Annotated in this window: 15 protein-coding genes; 4 read left to right on the top strand and 11 right to left on the bottom strand. The window is 40.6% G+C overall.

Going from position 1 to position 18144, the window contains the following annotated elements; genetic code table 11:
* Positions 1-8: 8 nt before the first annotated feature.
* From AC2JF7_RS04365 to AC2JF7_RS04325, 9 genes are all read right to left on the bottom strand, one after another.
* Complete coding sequence (locus AC2JF7_RS04365) at positions 9-1220, bottom strand: phosphoglycerate kinase (RefSeq protein WP_500727422.1); 1212 nt, start codon at positions 1218-1220, stop codon at positions 9-11.
* 100 nt (positions 1221-1320) lie between these two features.
* Positions 1321-2337, bottom strand: coding sequence for a type I glyceraldehyde-3-phosphate dehydrogenase (gene gap, locus AC2JF7_RS04360; protein ID WP_500727421.1), 1017 nt, complete (start codon positions 2335-2337; stop codon positions 1321-1323).
* Between the two features lie 62 nt (positions 2338-2399).
* On the bottom strand, positions 2400-3431 hold the full coding sequence (locus AC2JF7_RS04355; RefSeq protein WP_500727419.1) for a sugar-binding transcriptional regulator: 1032 nt from the start codon (positions 3429-3431) through the stop codon (positions 2400-2402).
* Positions 3432-3822: 391 nt separating this feature from the next.
* The gene (argF, locus tag AC2JF7_RS04350) at positions 3823-4845 is read right to left on the bottom strand and encodes an ornithine carbamoyltransferase (protein WP_500727417.1); all 1023 of its coding nucleotides are present in this window, start codon (positions 4843-4845) and stop codon (positions 3823-3825) included.
* A 154-nt stretch (positions 4846-4999) separates the two neighbouring features.
* Positions 5000-6538 (bottom strand): SH3-like domain-containing protein, encoded by a 1539-nt coding sequence (locus AC2JF7_RS04345; protein ID WP_500727415.1) that lies wholly within the window; start codon positions 6536-6538, stop codon positions 5000-5002.
* A gap of 171 nt (positions 6539-6709) precedes the next feature.
* Positions 6710-7450, bottom strand: coding sequence for an ABC transporter permease (locus AC2JF7_RS04340; RefSeq protein WP_500727413.1), 741 nt, complete (start codon positions 7448-7450; stop codon positions 6710-6712).
* Positions 7443-8171, bottom strand: coding sequence for a lantibiotic immunity ABC transporter MutE/EpiE family permease subunit (locus tag AC2JF7_RS04335; RefSeq protein ID WP_500727411.1), 729 nt, complete (start codon positions 8169-8171; stop codon positions 7443-7445). Before AC2JF7_RS04335 ends, AC2JF7_RS04340 begins: the two co-directional genes overlap by 8 nt.
* Positions 8164-8868: an ATP-binding cassette domain-containing protein gene (locus tag AC2JF7_RS04330; RefSeq protein ID WP_500727409.1), complete on the bottom strand. Its 705-nt coding sequence runs from the start codon at positions 8866-8868 to the stop codon at positions 8164-8166. Before AC2JF7_RS04330 ends, AC2JF7_RS04335 begins: the two co-directional genes overlap by 8 nt.
* Positions 8869-9033: 165 nt before the next feature.
* Positions 9034-10572 carry an LBA0864 family S-layer associated protein gene (locus tag AC2JF7_RS04325; protein ID WP_500727407.1) on the bottom strand — a complete coding sequence of 513 codons (1539 nt, stop codon included), beginning with the start codon at positions 10570-10572 and terminating at the stop codon, positions 9034-9036.
* A 169-nt stretch (positions 10573-10741) separates the two neighbouring features.
* Here AC2JF7_RS04325 and AC2JF7_RS04320 point away from each other — a divergent pair, with 169 nt between their 5' ends.
* Complete coding sequence (locus AC2JF7_RS04320) at positions 10742-12184, top strand: APC family permease (RefSeq protein ID WP_500727405.1); 1443 nt, start codon at positions 10742-10744, stop codon at positions 12182-12184.
* A gap of 57 nt (positions 12185-12241) precedes the next feature.
* Positions 12242-12739 (top strand): Fur family transcriptional regulator, encoded by a 498-nt coding sequence (locus AC2JF7_RS04315; protein ID WP_500727403.1) that lies wholly within the window; start codon positions 12242-12244, stop codon positions 12737-12739.
* A 179-nt stretch (positions 12740-12918) separates the two neighbouring features.
* On the opposite strand, the gene AC2JF7_RS04310 is transcribed toward AC2JF7_RS04315, so the two are convergent.
* Positions 12919-14649 (bottom strand): SH3-like domain-containing protein, encoded by a 1731-nt coding sequence (locus AC2JF7_RS04310; RefSeq protein ID WP_500727401.1) that lies wholly within the window; start codon positions 14647-14649, stop codon positions 12919-12921.
* A 172-nt stretch (positions 14650-14821) separates the two neighbouring features.
* On the opposite strand from AC2JF7_RS04310, the gene clpP reads away from it, so the two are divergent.
* Positions 14822-15406 (top strand): ATP-dependent Clp endopeptidase proteolytic subunit ClpP, encoded by a 585-nt coding sequence (gene clpP / locus AC2JF7_RS04305; protein WP_500727399.1) that lies wholly within the window; start codon positions 14822-14824, stop codon positions 15404-15406.
* 109 nt (positions 15407-15515) lie between these two features.
* A complete protein-coding gene (locus AC2JF7_RS04300; protein WP_500727397.1) occupies positions 15516-15665 on the top strand; it encodes a hypothetical protein in 150 nt (49 codons plus the stop codon).
* 372 nt (positions 15666-16037) lie between these two features.
* Here the strand turns inward: AC2JF7_RS04300 and AC2JF7_RS04295 are convergent, their stop codons facing one another.
* Positions 16038-17618, bottom strand: a complete 1581-nt coding sequence (locus AC2JF7_RS04295; protein WP_500727395.1) for an ATP-binding cassette domain-containing protein — start codon at positions 17616-17618, stop codon at positions 16038-16040.
* Positions 17619-18144: the final 526 nt, after the last annotated feature.

Below are 18144 nucleotides of genomic sequence, written 5' to 3'. Positions count from 1 at the left end.
GTTAGAACTTACTTGTCTGAAATGCAGGCAATTCCTGGTAATTCCTTACCTTCAAGGTATTGCAGAGAAGCTCCACCACCAGTAGAAATGTGGGTAATCTTCGGTGCAATGCCTAGTTGCTTAGCAGCAGCAGTAGAGTCGCCACCACCAATAATTGTTGTAGCACCCGTTAAGGCAGCAAGAGCCTTGCCAACTTCCAAGGTACCTTCAGCAAAGTTAGACATTTCAAAGGCACCCATTGGACCATTCCAGACAACTGTCTTAGCATCCTTCAAAATTTCCTTGAATTTGGCAATAGTCTTAGGACCAATGTCCAAGCCCATCATATTTTCAGGAATGTCGCCTTCTACTACCTTGCGAGCCGCGTCGTTTGAAAATTCAGTCGCAGCTAGGTTGTCAACCGGCAAAACAATCTTGCCGTCAGCGTCCTTGAGCAGCTTTTTAGCTAATTCCACCTTGTCAGGCTCAAAGAGTGACTTGCCAATTTCTTGGCCTTGAGCAGCTAAGAAAGTATAAGCCATTCCGCCACCAATCAAAATGTGGTCTGACTTTGGAATCAAGTTGGTAATAACATCAATCTTGTCAGAAACCTTGGCACCACCTAAGATGGTAACGAAAGGATGAACTGGATTAGCAACTGCATCGCCAAGGAACTTGATTTCCTTTTCCATCAAGTAACCAGCTGCAGCAGGCTTGCCAGCCTTCTTCATAGCTTGGGCAATACCAACGTTTGAAGCATGGCTTCTGTGTGCCGTACCAAAGGCATCGTTAACATACATGTCACCCAAACTTGCCCAGTATTGGCCCAAAGTTGGGTCGTTCTTGCTCTCGCGTTTGCCAAAGTCATTGTCAATATCTTGGAAGCGCGTGTTTTCAAGTACGATAACATCGCCGTCTTGCATCTGATTGATTGCATCTTCAACTTCTTTGCCCTCATTTTCTGGAACAAAGGTTACAGCTTTCTTAAGCAATTCACTTAGACGCTCAGCAACTGGTTTCAAAGTCAATTCTTTCTTGTCAGCGTCAGACTTTACCCGGCCTAAGTGGCTGAGCAGTATTGCCTTGCCGCCATTTTCAATAATGTATTTGATAGTTGGCAAAGCAGCAACGATTCTGTTATCGTCGCCAATCACGCCTTCTTTAATCGGCACATTGAAGTCAACTCGTACTAATACTTTTTTACCTTTAACATCAAGGTCTGAAACAGTTAATTTAGCCATCTTTATCCTCCGATAACTCAATTATTTTCTCTTCAAAAAAAGGCGGAAGGAAGAATTTCCCCTCCGCCTTCTCTTTTACTACTTAAAGTTAATCAATTGATTAAAGAGTAGCAAATTTCAACAAAGTACGAACCATTTGGCAAGTGAATGAGTATTCATTGTCGTACCAAGCAACAGTCTTAACTAATTGGTTGTCACCGGCAGTGGTTACCATAGTTTGAGTTGGGTCAAAGATTGAACCAGCAGTCATACCAACAACGTCGCTTGAAACGATTTCGTCATCGTTGTAAGCGAATGAAGGACTTTCGTACTTCTTCATTGCTGAGTTGATTTCGTCAGCAGTAACCTTCTTGTCCAGGATTGAAACTAATTCAGTCAATGAACCGTCAGTAACTGGAACACGTTGTGCATGGCCGTTAACCTTACCATTCAATTCTGGAACAACAAGGCCAATAGCCTTAGCAGCACCAGTTGAGTGAGGAATAATGTTAACTGCAGCAGCACGAGCGGCACGCATGTTACCACCACGAACAGGTCCATCCAAAAGCATTTGGGTTGAAGTGTAGGCGTGGATAGTAGTCATAGTAGCTACCTTGATGCCGAATTCTTTTTGCAAAGCGTCAACCATAGGTGCTAATGAGTTAGTAGTACATGAACCAGCTGAAACAATCTTGTCACTTGCGTCTAAAGTGTCATCGTTTACAGCGTAAACGATTGTCTTCAAGTCGTTGCCAGCAGGCGCTGAAATGAGGACTCTCTTGGCACCAGCGTCAAGGTGAGCTTGTGACTTAGCCTTGCTAGTGTAGAAGCCAGTACATTCAAGAACGAAGTCAACACCATCATTCTTAACCCACGGAATGTTTTGTGCTTGTGGTTCAGCGTATACGCGGTACTTCTTACCGTCAACAACGATTGAATCATCAGTAGCTGAAACTTCATGGTCAAAAGTGCCGTGAGTTGAGTCATATTTCAATAAGTGAGCCAGCAATGCTGGAGTAGTCAAGTCGTTGATTGCAACAACTTCAATGTCCTTAGTCTTTTCGCCCAAATCCATGATCCGACGGAATGCTAAACGACCGATACGGCCAAAGCCGTTAATACCAATTTTAACTGTCATTTTCTAAAGTCCTCCTTAAGAACTATTTTAGAACTGTAAACATCAATTATTTTAAATGAGAATTACTTCCCCTTTAAAATCTTATTTGAGGCACCCTCATCAGTAATTAACCAGGTTTGATGAGGGGCATTAGGCATATAAGCTTCAATTGCTTCGGCCTTGCGGCCACCACAAGCAAAGGCAAATATGTGGGGTATTTTGTTAAGATTTTCGAACTGCAAGCCAACCTGGTGCACGCGGTCGACAATCTTGCCAGCGCCATCGAAGAAACACCCAAAACATTCGGTGACGACCTTTTTTTCACGCAACTCTGAAAGTCGAACTGAGTCATACCCTCGTCGTCGCGCCATGTCATGTGCCAGCCCAATTCCGTGAATGACCACATCTGTTTTAGAGATGTCTTCAAGCACATCAGCAAAGGCTGACTCACGGATAAGCGACTTGTAAGCTTCCGAAGAAACTTGCTCAGGCAGATACAAGGTCTTGTATTTTCCACCTGTTTCGGCCGCCATCTCCTGTACAATCGTGTTGCTTTGAATAGCAACATTTTCGCCCAGAGCCCCGCGACCTGGCACAAATTCTAGTTGTCGATTCTTGCTTAAATTTTTAGACAAGTTGCGCGCCGACTTTGCAAGAGCAGCCCCACCGAGCACGGTTATAATTGAATGCCCAAGTGGTAAGAGCAGGTCAAGTGCCGCATTCAGCTCTTCACCCATTTTCTCGTACACTATTTCTTGCAAGTCACTATCACCAGGAACAATAATTGTCCGTTCAATGCCCAACTTATGCGCCAAGTCAATTTCGGTTTGACGAGCGTTAAACAAGCGGTCAATGAGTGGTGCTGCGTTCTGCAGGATATTCTTACCCTTTTCTGTCATGAACATGCCAAAACTCTTGATTTCAATCAAGCCCAGATCACGGAGATAGTCCGTTTCTGTTCGCACATTTCGTTCAGAAAGTCCCAAGGACTGAGCAATACTCCTACGCCCTACGGGTGCACGGAGCGATACTTGCTCAAGAACAAGGTATCTTTGCCGAAAAACTTTTAAGATATCAGGAACGAGAGCTTCAAGCACCGGAAATTCCGAGTTCATCTTATCGCTCCTTCCGCCGGGACATTTGTGACCCATCTTTTGTCATTTTTTGTCCCAGTTTGTCTAAAAATATAAGAGAAACATAGAGTTACGACTAGTAAATCTTTATCTCTCAATCGACAAGTTAAGTATAGCAATCTGACTGAAATAATTCAAGCAAAAAGCCAGTAAATAAATTGAGCCCTGCCCTAGCCCTTGTCTTCGTCTTTTTAGCAAAAAACAATTTCACTTTGCCCTGTTTTCTGGTATACTATTTAACGTACTCATTTGGGTCCTTAGTGTAATGGATCGCACGTAAGATTCCGGTTCTTAAAATCTGAGTTCGACTCTCAGGGGACCCATATATTTAAAAGAGATAAGAAGCACCTAGCTTCTTATCTCTTTTTGCTTTTTAAAGTTTCTGGTCGAGCAGCTCATCGAGTTCAGTTTGGTATTTTTTAACCAAACTGGCCGATGGCTTTGCTGCAGTCGACTTAAGCAGGTAGGCAAAGACAGCACTCATCGCTGTCTTTTTATTCGTCGCCTGTGGCCAAGCAATTGAACATTTGCCATCAAGCACTGACGCGGTGACTTCTTCACCCCGACTAGCAGGCAGGCAGTGCATAAATTTCACGTTTGGATTATTGGTCTTTTGGAGCATTACGTCATCAACTTGGTACTTAGGATAGAAGATCTTCATATACTCTTCTTTGGTTAATTGGTGGTCATACAGACCGTACCAGACATCAGTATAGACAAAGTCAGCACCATCTAGCACTTCTTCATCTTCTGAAAGGAGAATTGTGCCTCCGCTCTTAGCTGCAAGCTTTTGGGCACGGTTAAGTACTCCTTCGGGCATCCACTTTTCCTCAGGACCGTATTGAACAAATTGCATCCCCATAATGGCACACAACAACATTGTTGACACGGCAATTTGGGTAGAATCGCCAACAAAAACCAACTTGATTTCAGACAAATCTTTACCTGCTGGCATGTGTTCTTTGATCGTAATCAAATCTCCCACTGCCTGCAAGGGATGATCCTGATCACACAAAAAGTTGACTACCGGCGCTTTCGACGTTTCTGCTAGTGTCACCACCTCGTCGTGCGTATTAACGCGGACCCCGATGAGATCAACTAGGTCACCTAGCACGCGGCCAGTATCAGCCAGACCCTCGTGACCACTATTGCCTAACTGAATTTGGCCCGGTGCTAGGTACAGGGCATGTCCACCTAATTCCGTCATAGAAGTTTCCGCTGAGGTACGGGTTCGAGTAGATGTTTGTTCAAAAATCATTCCCAAGCTCCTGTTTTCTAGTAGCGGGGGATAGTATCCGTGACTAATGGCTTCTTTAATTTTAAGTCCTAATTTAGCCACGTGCTGCATTTCTTCTCTTGAAAAATCATCAGTATTGATAAAATCTCTTTTGGGCATAAATGTCTCCTTTGTTATTTTTTCTACCTGGCTTAATACTACATGATTATGGATATTTTAAAAATTTTCGAATACAATTTATAGAAAGATTTAAACATTTTCAGCCATTAAAAAAGCAGTCCCGTTATGGAAACTGCTTTTGGGTGAGTATTAATTATCTGGTCCTGCCTACAGTTAATTCACCCCGTTGGGCAAATTCAACGTAAAGTTTCTTACCATAAACCGACAAACCTTCAATTTCTCTTCTAACATGCAGGTGGTGTGTTTCTTTGTACGTACCATTTTCAGCCACTTTAAAGATATAGTCATTGAAGCCAAGATAAAATTGCTTGTGCCTGCGATCATAGGTAAAGGCCTGGACTGGGGAGTGGTTGCTGATAAAGTCACTGCTTGTTGCACCAACTTCTGTCGGCATCCATGTGTCGCCCTTCCTAGTCAATTTCCAATATTCATAGCGGTGGTGGCTGCCATTATGGAATAAGCAGTATATCGTGTGATCATTGGCAACTGTAGCATTATGAATGTAACGACCTGTCCGCTTCTTTTTTGTTTTATTCCAAATTCTAAAGCTCCAGATTTGGTTGACTTGCAGATCTTTTTTGCGAATCTGCATTATTTCTTCAGACTGAGTAGAATTTTTATGCGTGTTGTCATTGGCAATCACATAAATATACTTGCGCGTCGAGCCGATTGCCTGGCCGTGCCCCAGTTTAATGTAGGGGCTAACCTTAATATGAGCAGCATACTTTTTAAACGTTTTCCATTTCAGACCAGGTAAATTTTGCGCCTTGTACTTCTTAATGTGGTTCAAGTTATATGAAACCAAGTGCCCCTTTTGATCATAACTGGAATTGAACACTGAAACCGTGAAGCTTGAGCCTCGAACGGTAATTCCTTGCGGGATAATGCCAACCTGACCCATTCGATCCGCTGCCTTATGGTAATCAAGACTAACAAATCGGGGTTGAAAAAGCTTGGTTTTCAAAGTTAAGCCATTGGCATAAAAAGTATTAGGCCTTGTTTCAAAGGCAAAGTGGTGCTTGGCATTCCAATTGCGTGATGTGGACTTGGAGCTACCCATCCAGGTTGGGACAGCAAGTGGACCCCAATTGGCCAACTTTTTGGCGTGACTGATGCCTTCTTTAGGATCAGGCCGTACGCTTACCTCAACGCTGGCTTGGGCCTCCCCCAAACGGTATTCAACTATTGTTTTGCCCGGCAGACCCGAATTGATGCTGGCATTGGTAACTTGCACTTCTGACACATCAACACAGGTGCCGGTGCTATCAGTTGCATAATTAATTGCATCCCGCGTATCAAAGAAATAATCAGGATTTTGGACCAGACTAACTTTGCGTGCAACTGAGATGTGATCCCGGTCAAAAAAGTTCTGGTTAACCCAACCGACTGGACGACCATCAACAATGATTTTCCAATATTTGCCTTTTTTTGTTTTAAGCGACCGTTTTGATTGAATTTGAGCATGCTTAAAATATTTCGTTGAAGTGAATTTTCCTGAAGGTCCCTTTTTCTTGATGTGATGGTAAATGGCATAGTTTCTTGTACCAGCAATTTTAGTGACCGCTCGGTGGTAGCTTTTAGCATACAAGCACGAACTGCTGCTTCCAAAAAATAAGCCGATTGCGGTAACTGCTCCCACAATCAGCAGTTTATTGATAAATCTCTTTCCCATTAACCATTTTCCTTTCAATGTTTGTATATATTATTCTGGCACTAACAAGGAGTTGAATCAATGGGAAATTAACTTAAGTATATAAGAATATAGCGCCAAAAAAGAGCGTACTTGGTTAAAAATCACAGCACGATCTAAGTATGAATATCTCTGTTCATACTTACCTTTGCATTATTCTTTCTTGCCCTGCCAGTGGTTGAAGTAGCAGCCAATTGCTAGACTGCCAAATACCATTATCACTAGCGACACCAGATATTCGAGTGCCGCTAATTGACGTAGGCCTTGGCTTATGCCATCTAGCCAAAAAGTAATCAAACGCACTGGCCAAGCCCACGGTATAATTGGCCAAATAAAGTCTAACAAGCTGGTGACAGCCAAACAAGCAAGTACAGTGCCCAAAAAACCTAAAATCAGGGCTCCAGCAATATTAGCCTTCAAAACCAGTAATTGTGCTAATTCATATTGAAAAAAGCCCAGGATTGCAAAGCAAATGCTTGTAAGTAAAAAGGACCCTAAAGGAATGCCCTTAACTTGAAAAACAAGGGTCAAAACACAGTAAAACAGCAGACTTGTGCCCAATATTTCGACAGCATACCATAGCCAATAGTATACTAGTTGTCCTTGGATCATTTTTGCCTTGCTGGTTGGTTCAGTAAGCCAATTCTTAAAATTGCCGGCTTTTTCTTCACGGTCAAAAACCTGGCAAATTACAATGCTAATAACGATAGGAGAAGCAATTGCCAATAATTCATAAAATGTCGTTACCATGCCGGACGCATTGACCGCATTTTTTCTACTGCCATAATAAAAGCCAAATAAAAGTGGGAAGGCAACCAAAACAAACAGGTGTAGGTACAACAAAAAACTGCGTTTCAATTTGATATTTTCAGTACGAACAATTTGCCTAAACATTTTTCGTCACCTGTTTTTTAAAAGATAAGGCAGCTAAGTAGCTAAAAAGAACAAATAAGATTATTGAAGCCCAAATGGTCCACTCACTACTAGCAACTAATTCATTATGCTTAACAGGTATCCCATTAATGTGCATCTGAATCAATGAAACCGGAAACAACTCTGACCAGCTGAAGGGCCAAACTTGGCCAAAAGGAAGGTCAACAATAATAGAACCGGTCACCCACCCTATAGTAGCAAGAGCAATCGTCCCATATAAGCTGAATAACCGACTAAACCAAGTGTAAAGCGGAATTTGCCACAAGTTAGTTAAAAAAATACCAGCAATTGCTAGTAAACAAGCAGATAAAGGTACTTTTGTTTCTACTAGCAAACTAATCAGCGTAATTAAGAGTGCTAATAAAATATTAGCGATTAGCGCAAAAATTGTTACATGAAGAATTCTGCCTAATTCATAATTAAACAAGTCCGCAGGTGAACTTAAAATGATCTTATAGTCCGTACTCTTTCTTTCGTGACGGTCAATCAAACCAATAGCCGTGGCTAAAAAGAGTGGCATCCAAATCCAACTCCATTGGTTAATGGCACTCTGGACAATGTAGCCAGTTGATGAAAAGAACAGACCAACAATTACTATTACCAAAAGTGGAAAAAGCCATAGCAGGTGCCTGATGACTGACCTTTTTGTCTTCATTGATTCAATTGCTACTACATTAAGCATTCAACACACCTGACTTTTCCAATGTGGAATTGAACAATTGCTCAAGATCAACTTGGTGATCATATGTCTGTTCTAACAACAGCTTACCCCCACCAATAATTCCAATATTGTCTGCCAAGTGTTCCACTTCAGAAAGCATGTGACTAGAGATAATAATTGTGATGTTTTGCTTTTTGAACTCGGCAATCAAATTACGTAATTGTTGAATCCCCAAGGGATCAAGACCATTAGTTGGTTCATCCAAAATCAATAACTCAGGTTTGCCCACTAGAGCTAAACCTATTCCTAGACGTTCCTTCATCCCTAAAGAGAAATTCTTAGTCAATTTTGAGCCCGAGCTTGCAAGACCTACAGTTTGCAATATCTGCTCAATTTCCTGGTTATCAGTGCCTCTTAACTTGCACACAATGTCTAAGTTTTCTCTTGCAGTCAAATTGCCATACAAAGGTGCAGTTTCAATTAAGGAACCAATATTGGCAAGGTCTGCTCTAGACCATTCATGGTCAACAAACTTAATTGAGCCGCTACTTGCAGGAATCATTCCTGTTAAAATACGCATTAACGTCGTCTTACCAGCACCATTCGGACCAAGGAGACAATACACTTGCTTTTCAGGTACATGCAGATTGATTCCATCAAGCACAACTTGTCCCTTAAACTCTTTAGTAAGATTATTTGTAACTAGTAATTTTTTCATGTCAATTGCCCCTGTATATTAAATATTATTCATATATTAGCATTGTTCATATCCTCTTTCCAATTTATTTTTATGACCTTTTCCATAAAGAAGATGACCCGATTTTTAATTTCAGCACAAAAAAAGACAGTTCCATAGCAGAACTGCCTTAATGCTAATAGTTTTTTACTTAATCTTGCCAGCTGTCAACTCGCCCCGCTGAGCAAATTCAACGTAAAGCTTATTGCCAGAGGCTGACAAGCCTTCGATTTCTCGTTTAACACTCAAACGGTGGGTCTTTTTATACGTACCATCTTTAGCGACTTTAAAAATGTAATCGTTAAAACCAATATAGAATTGGCCCCGATTTTGATCATAAGTAAAGCCTTGAACAGGTGAATGATTGCTGATGAAGTTGCCTTTAGTGGCACCAACTTCAACAGGGGTCCAAGCGTCACCGCTCCTGGTTACCTTCCAGTATTCATAATAGCCATTGCCACCGTTATGGAATAAGCAGTACATCGTGTTGTCATCTGCAAACGTTGCGTTGTGGATATAGCGATTAGTATGACCAGAAGCGGTGCCGTTCCAAATTCTAAAGCTCCAAATCTGGTTAATCTTCATATCTGACTTGCGGATCTGCAAAATTTCTTCAGAGGCACTAGAGTTGCTTGAAGTATTATTGTTGGCAATGACATAAATATAATTAGCCGATGAGCCAATTGCCTGGCCATGCCCCAACTTGATGTATGGGCTGACCTTGATGTGGGAGGCATACTTTCTAAACGTAGCCCAACTGAGACCCGGCAAATTTTGCGCTTTAAACTTATTAACATGGTTTAAATCATATGATACCAAGTGACCAGTTTGGTCGTGGCTGGACTTGAATTCCGCCACCGTGAAGTTAGAACCGTGAACAGTAATTCCTTCTGGAATCGGTCCAACTTGGCCCATTTCATCGCCAGCTTGGTGGTAGCCTAAACTAACAAAGCGCGGCTGAAATAACTTGGTCTTGAGCGTCAAGCCATTTGACCGAAAAGCGTTTGCTCTTGTTTCATCAGTATAGTGGTGTGCTGCATTCCAGTTGCGCGATGATGACTTGGAGCTGCCCTTCCAAGTAGGAACTGCCTTGGGTCCGCTCTTAGGGGTCTTATTGGCATGTGCTAGGCCCTCGTTTTTGTCTTCACGAACTTTCACCGTGACACTAGCCGTAGCCTTGCCAAAACGATAATCTACTTTGGTTTCGCCAGGAGTACCTGAGTTAATACTTGAACTAGATACACTGACTTTGCTTGGGTTGACCGCAGTACCGCTGCCATCAGTCACGTAGTTAATTGCATCCTTGGTTCTAAAAGAAAAATCAGGATTCTGTACTAGACTGACCTTTTTGGCAACTGAAATCTGGTCGCGGGCAAAGAAGTTTTGGTTGACCCAACCAACTGTGCGACCATCAACAATGATTTTCCAGAACTTGCCCTGTTTAGTTGCAACCGACTTCTTCGATTGAATTTGGGCATGTTTAAAGTACTTGGTAGAAGTAAACTTGCCTGCTGGCCCTTTTTTTGACACATGCCGGTATATCGGATAGGTACCAGTTCCTGCAATCTTTGTCACTGCCTTGTGGTAGCTTTTTGCACTAACATTATAGCTGGTGCTTCCACCGGCCAAACCCGCTGCAATAACAGCACTTGCAATTAATAATTTAATCCTAAACCTCTTTTTCATTCCCTTTTCCCTTTCAAATAGTAGCTAATAATTATTCTGACACTATTAAACAAGTGAATCAATAAAAATTTGCTATATGGACACCTGAATTCCTTGTCATTAGAAATATACCCTAGTTTGGTATATAATTAACAGGTTACTATTTTTTCATTAGGGAGAACCATATTTTATGATCGAATCACAAAAACAATCTAAAAAGATGATGTGGACTACCCTGGCGACAATGGCCTTCTCCACTGTTTGGAGCTTTGGCAATGTCGTTAATGGTTTTGTCTACTTTAATGGCACCCAGGTTGTCTTCAGCTGGATCCTTATTTTCTTGCTCTTCTTCATCCCATATTCACTCATGGTCGGTGAACTTGGTGCGGTCTTTAAGGACTCTGACGGAGGCGTCTCATCATGGATAAATGCCACGATCGGTCCCAAATGGGCCTACTACACAGGCTGGACCTTCTGGGCAGTGCATGTCGTCTACATTTCCAGTAAAGGTACTGGCGGCTTAAGAGGAATGTCATGGGGCATCTTTGGCAACACTAACTGGTATGACAGTATTCCTACTTCTTGGACCCAGCTGGCAACACTAGTTGTCTTCCTCTTCTTCTGTTGGGTGGCCAGCCGCGGCGTGTCCGTAATCAAAACCTTGGCTACCATTGCTGGCTCTTCAATGTTCATCATGTCGATTTTGTTTATCATCATGATGTTTGCTGCACCGATGATTAACCCTCATGCCAACTTTATGAATATTAGCTGGCACTGGAAGAATTTTGTGCCTGACTTCAACATGCAGTACTTTACATCTTTGTCTATCTTAGTATTTGCGGTTGGCGGGGCAGAAAAGATTTCACCATATGTCAATAAGCTCAAAGATCCTGCACACAACTTTCCTAAGGCAATGCTGGGGCTTTCTGCAATGGTAATTGTTTCAGCCATTTTGGGCACGATTGCTTTGGCGATGATGTTTGACCCTAAAGCAGTCAATGGCCACCTTAACGAATACATTTCAAATGGTCCATACATGGCCTTCAATAAGTTAGGCCAATACTATGGCTTAGGCGGCTTATTCATGTACATCTATGCCTGGTGCAATGTCATCGGCCAATTTTCAACTCTGGTTATCAGTATCGATGCACCACTGCGGATGCTTCTTGGCAGTAAAGAGGCCAAGGATTACATCCCGAAAAAACTGTTGAAGGTCAACAAGCATGGTGCTTACATTAATGGTATCTGGATGATCGTTATCCTTTCAGGTGGCCTAATTGTCTTGCAGGCCTTGCTACCTGATGCGCAAGCGGTAATGGCCCAATTAATCAAGCTTAATTCAATCGTGATGCCAATCCGCTATCTCTGGGTATTTGTTGCCTACATTGCCCTACGCAAGCAGATTAAGAAGTTCCATACGCCTGGCAATTATCAGATGACCAAGCACCAAGGATTAGCCTACACCGCTGGGATATGGTGTTTTGCCATCAACTTGGCCTGCTGCGTTCTGGGTATCTATTCACCGGATCCCTATACTTTAGCTTTGAACATTGCCACTCCCATTGTTTTGTTCTTGCTGGGCTTAATCCTACCCGCAATCAAGCACCACCAAGATGTTAAGGCTAATGCCTAAAGTCATTTAAAGATTAATTAAACCGCCCTAGAAAAGGCGGTTTTTGTATGCATAATAATGGTAAACTATAGTTATCAACTGGAAGGAGATGATATTGTGACAGAACATTTAAAAGAAGCAGGTGACTTGCTGCGCGACCACCACTTAAAGGTCACCCAGCCTCGTCTCAAAATTCTATCTTACCTGATGACTCACCATAACCACCCTACCGCTGCCACTATTTTGGCAGCTATCAGCGACCAGAACAAGCAGCCTACCTACCGGGCAACTGTATATAATACCCTGAACAAGCTGGTAGATGCAGGTGTAGTAATTGAGATCAAGAACGGTGATGAATCTCTTCATTACGACTACTTTGTTAAGCCCCACTTCCACATCATCTGTACCAATTGCGGCAAGATTGCCGATGTCTTCTATCCTGACTCAGAAACTGTTGAAGGCCGTATGCGTACTGAAGCTGAAAAGCAGACGGGCTACGTCACTTCTTCTAGTCATTTGGAAATTTATGGCATTTGTCCTGAATGCCAAGCAAAAGCACAAAAAAACAAGAGCTAAAGCTCTTGCTTTTTTCTTTTGTAGTTTAGCCTGCTTGTCTCCCTTTCCCCCCATTCACTTAAACTCCTATCTAGCAAGAAGAGGCCGTCAATACTTGGTCAGCCTCCTTCTTCATTAGGCTTATTCTGGTTCACAAAAAAAGCTTCGAAAACTTTTTTCGAAACTTATCTTGTTTTTATTTAGTTGATGTTCATGCTTACTAAGAGCTCTGCCCTCTGAGCCAAGTTAACGTACAACTTGCCATCACTAACAGACATACCCTCAATTTCACGACCAGTGTCAAATGAGTAAGTATCTTTCAACGTGCCATCACGATCAATCTTGAAGATCAGATCGTTAAAGGCCAAGTAGTAGTTCTTATTCTTAGTGTCGTAGGTAAAGCCTTGAACAGGTGAATTATTATTAACAAAATTGCCATCAGTCTTACCGACTAATTTTGGATACCAGTTATCACCAGTACGAGTCAGCTGCCAGTATTCATAGCAGTTATTGTCGGTGTCATGGTAAACCATGTACATTTCCTTGTCAGAAACAATCACGCCGTTTTGGAAGTAGCGTGGATTGCTTTCATCACCAATCCAAGTCTTAAATGTCCAAATCTTGTTAATCTGCAAGTCACTCTTGCGGATCTGCACTAATTCCATTGAATCAGTGGTTTGCTTTAACGTATTGTCATTGTTAAGAACGTAAACGTACTTGTCACTGGCACCCATCGCTTGGCCGTGACCAATTGGAATGTATGGGCTAACCTTAATGTTCTTGGCAAAGTTGTTAAAGTCTTTTTGTGACATGTCAAGCATCAATTGAGCATTATAAGGACTAGTAATCTTGTTCATGTCGTAACCAACAATATGACCAGAGGTCAGGTTGGTGTGGCTGAGTAAGCTCGTGTAAGCCCAGTTATTCGATACTGTCACGCCTTCGGGAATGTGGCCAACCCGGTTAATGTTATCATCGGTTGGATCCTTCACACTGAGCAAGACAGGTTGATACAGTCTTGTCTTCAAGGTTAAGTTGCCACTAGTTAATGTGTGCTTCTCTGTTTCCGGTGTGTATTCAGTTGGACTAATATAGTTAATTGAAGAACCGTAGTGGGTCTTCCAAGCTTGGTGGTCGTTAGTACCAGGACGAGCTGAAATTGAATTAGTTGCATTCACGTCAGCAATACCTTCCTTGGTACTCTTTCTCACTGTCACCTTAACCACTGCCTTGGCCTTGCCATAAGTATATTTAACCTTATAGGTCTTAGGTTTTGAACAGTCAATATTTTCTTTGGAAACCTTAATTTGAGCGTCTTGGCTGTCGATCACCGTTCCCATGTAGTTAGTTACGTATGAAATGGCATCGCGGGTAGTGAATGTGTAGTTATCATTGCGTACCAGAGAAACCGTTTTGGGTACGGCAATTTGATTCCGGGCAAAGAACTTTTCGTTAACATAACCAACTTCGCGGCCGTTAACGTAAATACGCCAATAACGTTGCTTCTTGGTCTCAATCAGTTGGTCTGACTGAATGTGACTGTATTGAAAGTTGATACCGTCAGCCACCTTTTTGTGAACCTTACCATTAGTGACGGACTTCCAAACCTTGTAGTTCTTGTTACCAGCAACCTTGGTCATCATCGCATAGCCAGTGACCACCTGCTTAGGTTTCTTTTTCTTTAGCTTTTGCTGGTCACCAGCATCCTGCTGCTCGCCATTATCGGTTGCAACAGTACTAGAATCATTAGAGTTATTCGTATCAGCATTGTTATTATCATTTACTGGTTGATTTGAATCCTCCTTGTTTTGACTCTGGGGCTGGGTGCCGTCTGAATCTGCCGCAACTGGAGTAGCTGACAGTTTGGCTGTGATTAACAAGCCACCCATCAGCGTAATCGCAATCGTTGCAATTTTCTTAAAAAGCTTCAAAACATTTCCTCCAAAATTAAAAATCTATATTGATATTATATAATAAGAACATTGTAACAAAGAATACAAAATCAATACACTTTCATTGACAGCCTTTGGTGTAAGTGATTTAATTAGCACTGTACTTAACTGAGTGCTAATAATTTTGAACATAAATCTAGGAGGTAGAAATATGCTTGTACCTACAGTTATTGAACAAACTGCCCGTGGCGAACGTGCTTACGATATATACTCTCGGTTGTTGAAAGACCGGATCATCATGCTTAGTGGTGAGATCAACGATGACATGGCCAACTCCATCATTGCACAATTATTGTTCCTTGATGCCCAGGATAATACCAAGGACATCTCCCTGTACATTAATTCACCTGGTGGTGTAATCACTTCTGGTCTAGCAATCATGGACACTATGAACTTTATCAAGTCAGACGTTTCCACAATTGCAATCGGCATGGCTGCTTCTATGGCTTCCATTCTCTTGACGACCGGGGCCAAGGGCAAACGTTTTGCCTTGCCAAACTCCACTGTTCTCATTCACCAGCCGCTGGGTGGTGCACAAGGGCAACAGACCGATATTCAAATTGCTGCCAACGAAATCTTGAAGAGTCGCGAAAAGATTAATAAGATTTTGCATGAGACAACCGGTCAGCCGCTTGAAAAGATCCAAAAGGACACCGAGCGTGACAACTACATGACTGCCCAAGAAGCTAAAGATTACGGCTTAATTGACGAAATTATGGTTAACCAGAAAAAATAGTTAAATAGTAGTTAATAGATGAAAAAAATCCCCAAGCTGGGATTTTTTGTTTTATATATTATTCAATCATGATATACTTTTAAATCATGTAACTAGACGGGAGACAGCAATGGCTAAACGCAAAAAAATATTGTTTTATCTAGGCTTAATCATGGTTTGCTTAAACAGCTTTGTTTTAACTGGCTTTTTATCTATAGTGGCTACTACGCTTGGCATAGCACTAATTTTATACGGCGCCGAAGCAGTAGACTTTATTTAAGACATGATTACTGGCTAATCTTAAAATATAAGCAAGCTCCAACAGATATGAACTCCAAAGTTGAGACTAATTCAGGGTTTTATTGTTCGACCACCAACCTATAAATGGTGCATAGGCAAAGAACAGGATCTTGAGCATTCTGGCCGGCCGGTGGTATAATTTAAGTAATCTCAAGCCCAAGGAAAAATTTATACAAAAAAAGACGTTGTGTTCAACGTCTTTTTTTGTCGGTCTGGATAATAGTTTCCCTCAGACTCTTTCTACTTTATATATTATATTATTTTTACTCTAGTTTACTAAATGTAAATTACAACATTTTAACAACTCGTCTACCTCATTGGAAGTCTTTATTTCCAAAGTATCCTTGATTATTTATGCTTTAATCAATTGATTAAAATCTAGTACTTGATCAAACTTTTGCAATTCACTTCGATCTAATGTATGTGAAACGACAATCAGTGTCCCTTGCGTTTCATTAAACCAATTATTTAGCATTTGCCAAAAGACTGCACTGGTCTTTTTATCTAAATTAGCAGTCGGCTCATCAAAAATTAGTTTACTCTTACCTGACATCAATCCGCGCAAGAGTAAAACTCGTCTAATTTCACCACTTGAAAGCGTAGTTGAATCAGTTGCCTGCAAAATTTTCGAACTAAGTAACTGTTCACAATATTGCAGTTCTTCTTCAGTTGGCATTCGACCCAAAAAAATATTATTGATCACAGTGTCATTGAATAAATTATTATTAGCCTCAACAAAGCCAAGGTCAGTAAAAGTATTTTTCGTGGCATCGTTGCCTAGAACGTCGTCATCATACAAAATTTCACCTTGAGCAAACTTCTGTAAACCAGTCAGAACCTTTAAAAATACACTTTTGCCAATCCCACTTGAACCTAGAATGGCATAACTTCTTCCTTTTTTAAAAGTCATGTCTTGATAAGTTACCAATTTTTTATCTAGATTAGTTGTTACATTTTTGGTTGCAATTGTATGATTGAAATCAATTGGTTCACGTGGCGCCGAAGCTTGCTCAACTGCCTGAGCTATATCATCACGAATTGACTTGGTACTATTAATTTGTGATGTATTGCGTGATAAAGATAAAATTGGTGAACTTAATTGTTCAACTAATCCCATCAATGTAATAGCTGTTCCCATAGTCATTTGCTTTTGACTGATTAAAACCATTGCAACTGCCAAAACTGCAAAGCTAGATAAATATGAAATGAATGAATACGACACATTTAACAGATATTGGTAATTATTCGCAGTTCGGTTTAAAGTCTGTTCTTTCATAATTTCTTGATCCATTTTTTTGAAGATGAAATTGCGAACACTGAAAATATGGATTTGACCAAGATTAGTTATGTGATTTTCATAACTGTGAAGATTATCACCGACTTGATCCATATAGTTTTTATTTAAGGCATCAATTTTTTTACGAAAAAGCTGCGTAAATAGTAGTGGAACTACCATTAAAATTGCCAACACAACTGCTAAATATAGATTGATTGCCAACAATGATCCAAAAACAAAAATTACCCGACATGTTAAATAAATATTATCAAACCAAGCATAATAATACGAAAACTTCAAACTATCAACTGAATTAGTCAATAGCTGCGTTTCTTCTTTACCAGACAATGGATTTTTGCGAATATCAAATTTTAAGATATTGTCAAAAATCCGGCTTTTTATCCGGTAAAATGCGTCAGTTAAAATATAAGTCTCATAGCGCCATTCAGCATAATACATTAATACTTCTAGACACATTAATATCAGAAATAAAATTATTGCTCTACTTAATCCTAGTGAATTTAATTTTATTGCGCTTTGAACCATATCCCCTTTTACAAACTGTAAATACGTAGCCGCACCTGTTGAGCAGACCAAAATAAGGATTAAAATCAAAATTTTAACGTTTTTAATACCAAAGACAACTTGTTTTTTCAATCTTCTTCTCCTTTAAGAATACTTTATTTTAAAAAATTTTAGGTTATCTCATGGTTACGCAATTTATCCATTAAGTTCTCCTAAAGCTACTATTATTCACTGCTTTTATAGTAATGATAAAAACGCCTTTAACTTTTCATAATCTCTTATATTTATAAAAAATGTATCTTTGGCTTGTTCCATCTAACAAGATTTATTCATGTCTCGATTCCAGTTATCTAGCTGGCTAGGACTACTATCATTTACACTAGTAATTAACTTATTACAAAAAACAAACATAGGAAAGAATTAATAATTTCTTATTCCTAAATTGGTTATCCTACTAACTATTCCAAACTTATATAAAATCATTCAAAACAATGCCAATCCCATTCCTTTATTTATTTTCAATAATTATTAAATGGTAAATTGTAAAATGAAGTTGAACACTTGCGCTGATTAGAAAATGAAAAAAGTCCATTGGACTTCTCTGATAGAATGTAATTACCAACCTAATTCTAGAAAGAAGTCTCCAATGAACTCGCTT

The sequence above is a fragment of the Lactobacillus sp. XV31L genome (assembly GCF_059900865.1).
This window is presented reverse-complemented; position numbering and strand designations above follow the sequence as displayed.

What these genes read in the sequence shown, in the direction of transcription:
- AC2JF7_RS04320 (WP_500727405.1), top strand. Translation starts at nt 10,742, where the DNA reads ATGATCGAATCACAAAAACAATCTAAAAAGATGATGTGGACTACCCTG.
- AC2JF7_RS04345 (WP_500727415.1), bottom strand. Translation starts at nt 6,538, where the DNA reads ATGGGAAAGAGATTTATCAATAAACTGCTGATTGTGGGAGCAGTTACC.
- AC2JF7_RS04315 (WP_500727403.1), top strand. Translation starts at nt 12,242, where the DNA reads ATGGTAAACTATAGTTATCAACTGGAAGGAGATGATATTGTGACAGAA.
- AC2JF7_RS04330 (WP_500727409.1), bottom strand. Translation starts at nt 8,868, where the DNA reads ATGAAAAAATTACTAGTTACAAATAATCTTACTAAAGAGTTTAAGGGA.
- AC2JF7_RS04340 (WP_500727413.1), bottom strand. Translation starts at nt 7,450, where the DNA reads ATGTTTAGGCAAATTGTTCGTACTGAAAATATCAAATTGAAACGCAGT.
- AC2JF7_RS04325 (WP_500727407.1), bottom strand. Translation starts at nt 10,572, where the DNA reads ATGAAAAAGAGGTTTAGGATTAAATTATTAATTGCAAGTGCTGTTATT.
- AC2JF7_RS04300 (WP_500727397.1), top strand. Translation starts at nt 15,516, where the DNA reads ATGGCTAAACGCAAAAAAATATTGTTTTATCTAGGCTTAATCATGGTT.
- argF (WP_500727417.1), bottom strand. Translation starts at nt 4,845, where the DNA reads ATGCCCAAAAGAGATTTTATCAATACTGATGATTTTTCAAGAGAAGAA.
- AC2JF7_RS04365 (WP_500727422.1), bottom strand. Translation starts at nt 1,220, where the DNA reads ATGGCTAAATTAACTGTTTCAGACCTTGATGTTAAAGGTAAAAAAGTA.
- AC2JF7_RS04355 (WP_500727419.1), bottom strand. Translation starts at nt 3,431, where the DNA reads ATGAACTCGGAATTTCCGGTGCTTGAAGCTCTCGTTCCTGATATCTTA.
- clpP (WP_500727399.1), top strand. Translation starts at nt 14,822, where the DNA reads ATGCTTGTACCTACAGTTATTGAACAAACTGCCCGTGGCGAACGTGCT.
- gap (WP_500727421.1), bottom strand. Translation starts at nt 2,337, where the DNA reads ATGACAGTTAAAATTGGTATTAACGGCTTTGGCCGTATCGGTCGTTTA.
- AC2JF7_RS04335 (WP_500727411.1), bottom strand. Translation starts at nt 8,171, where the DNA reads ATGCTTAATGTAGTAGCAATTGAATCAATGAAGACAAAAAGGTCAGTC.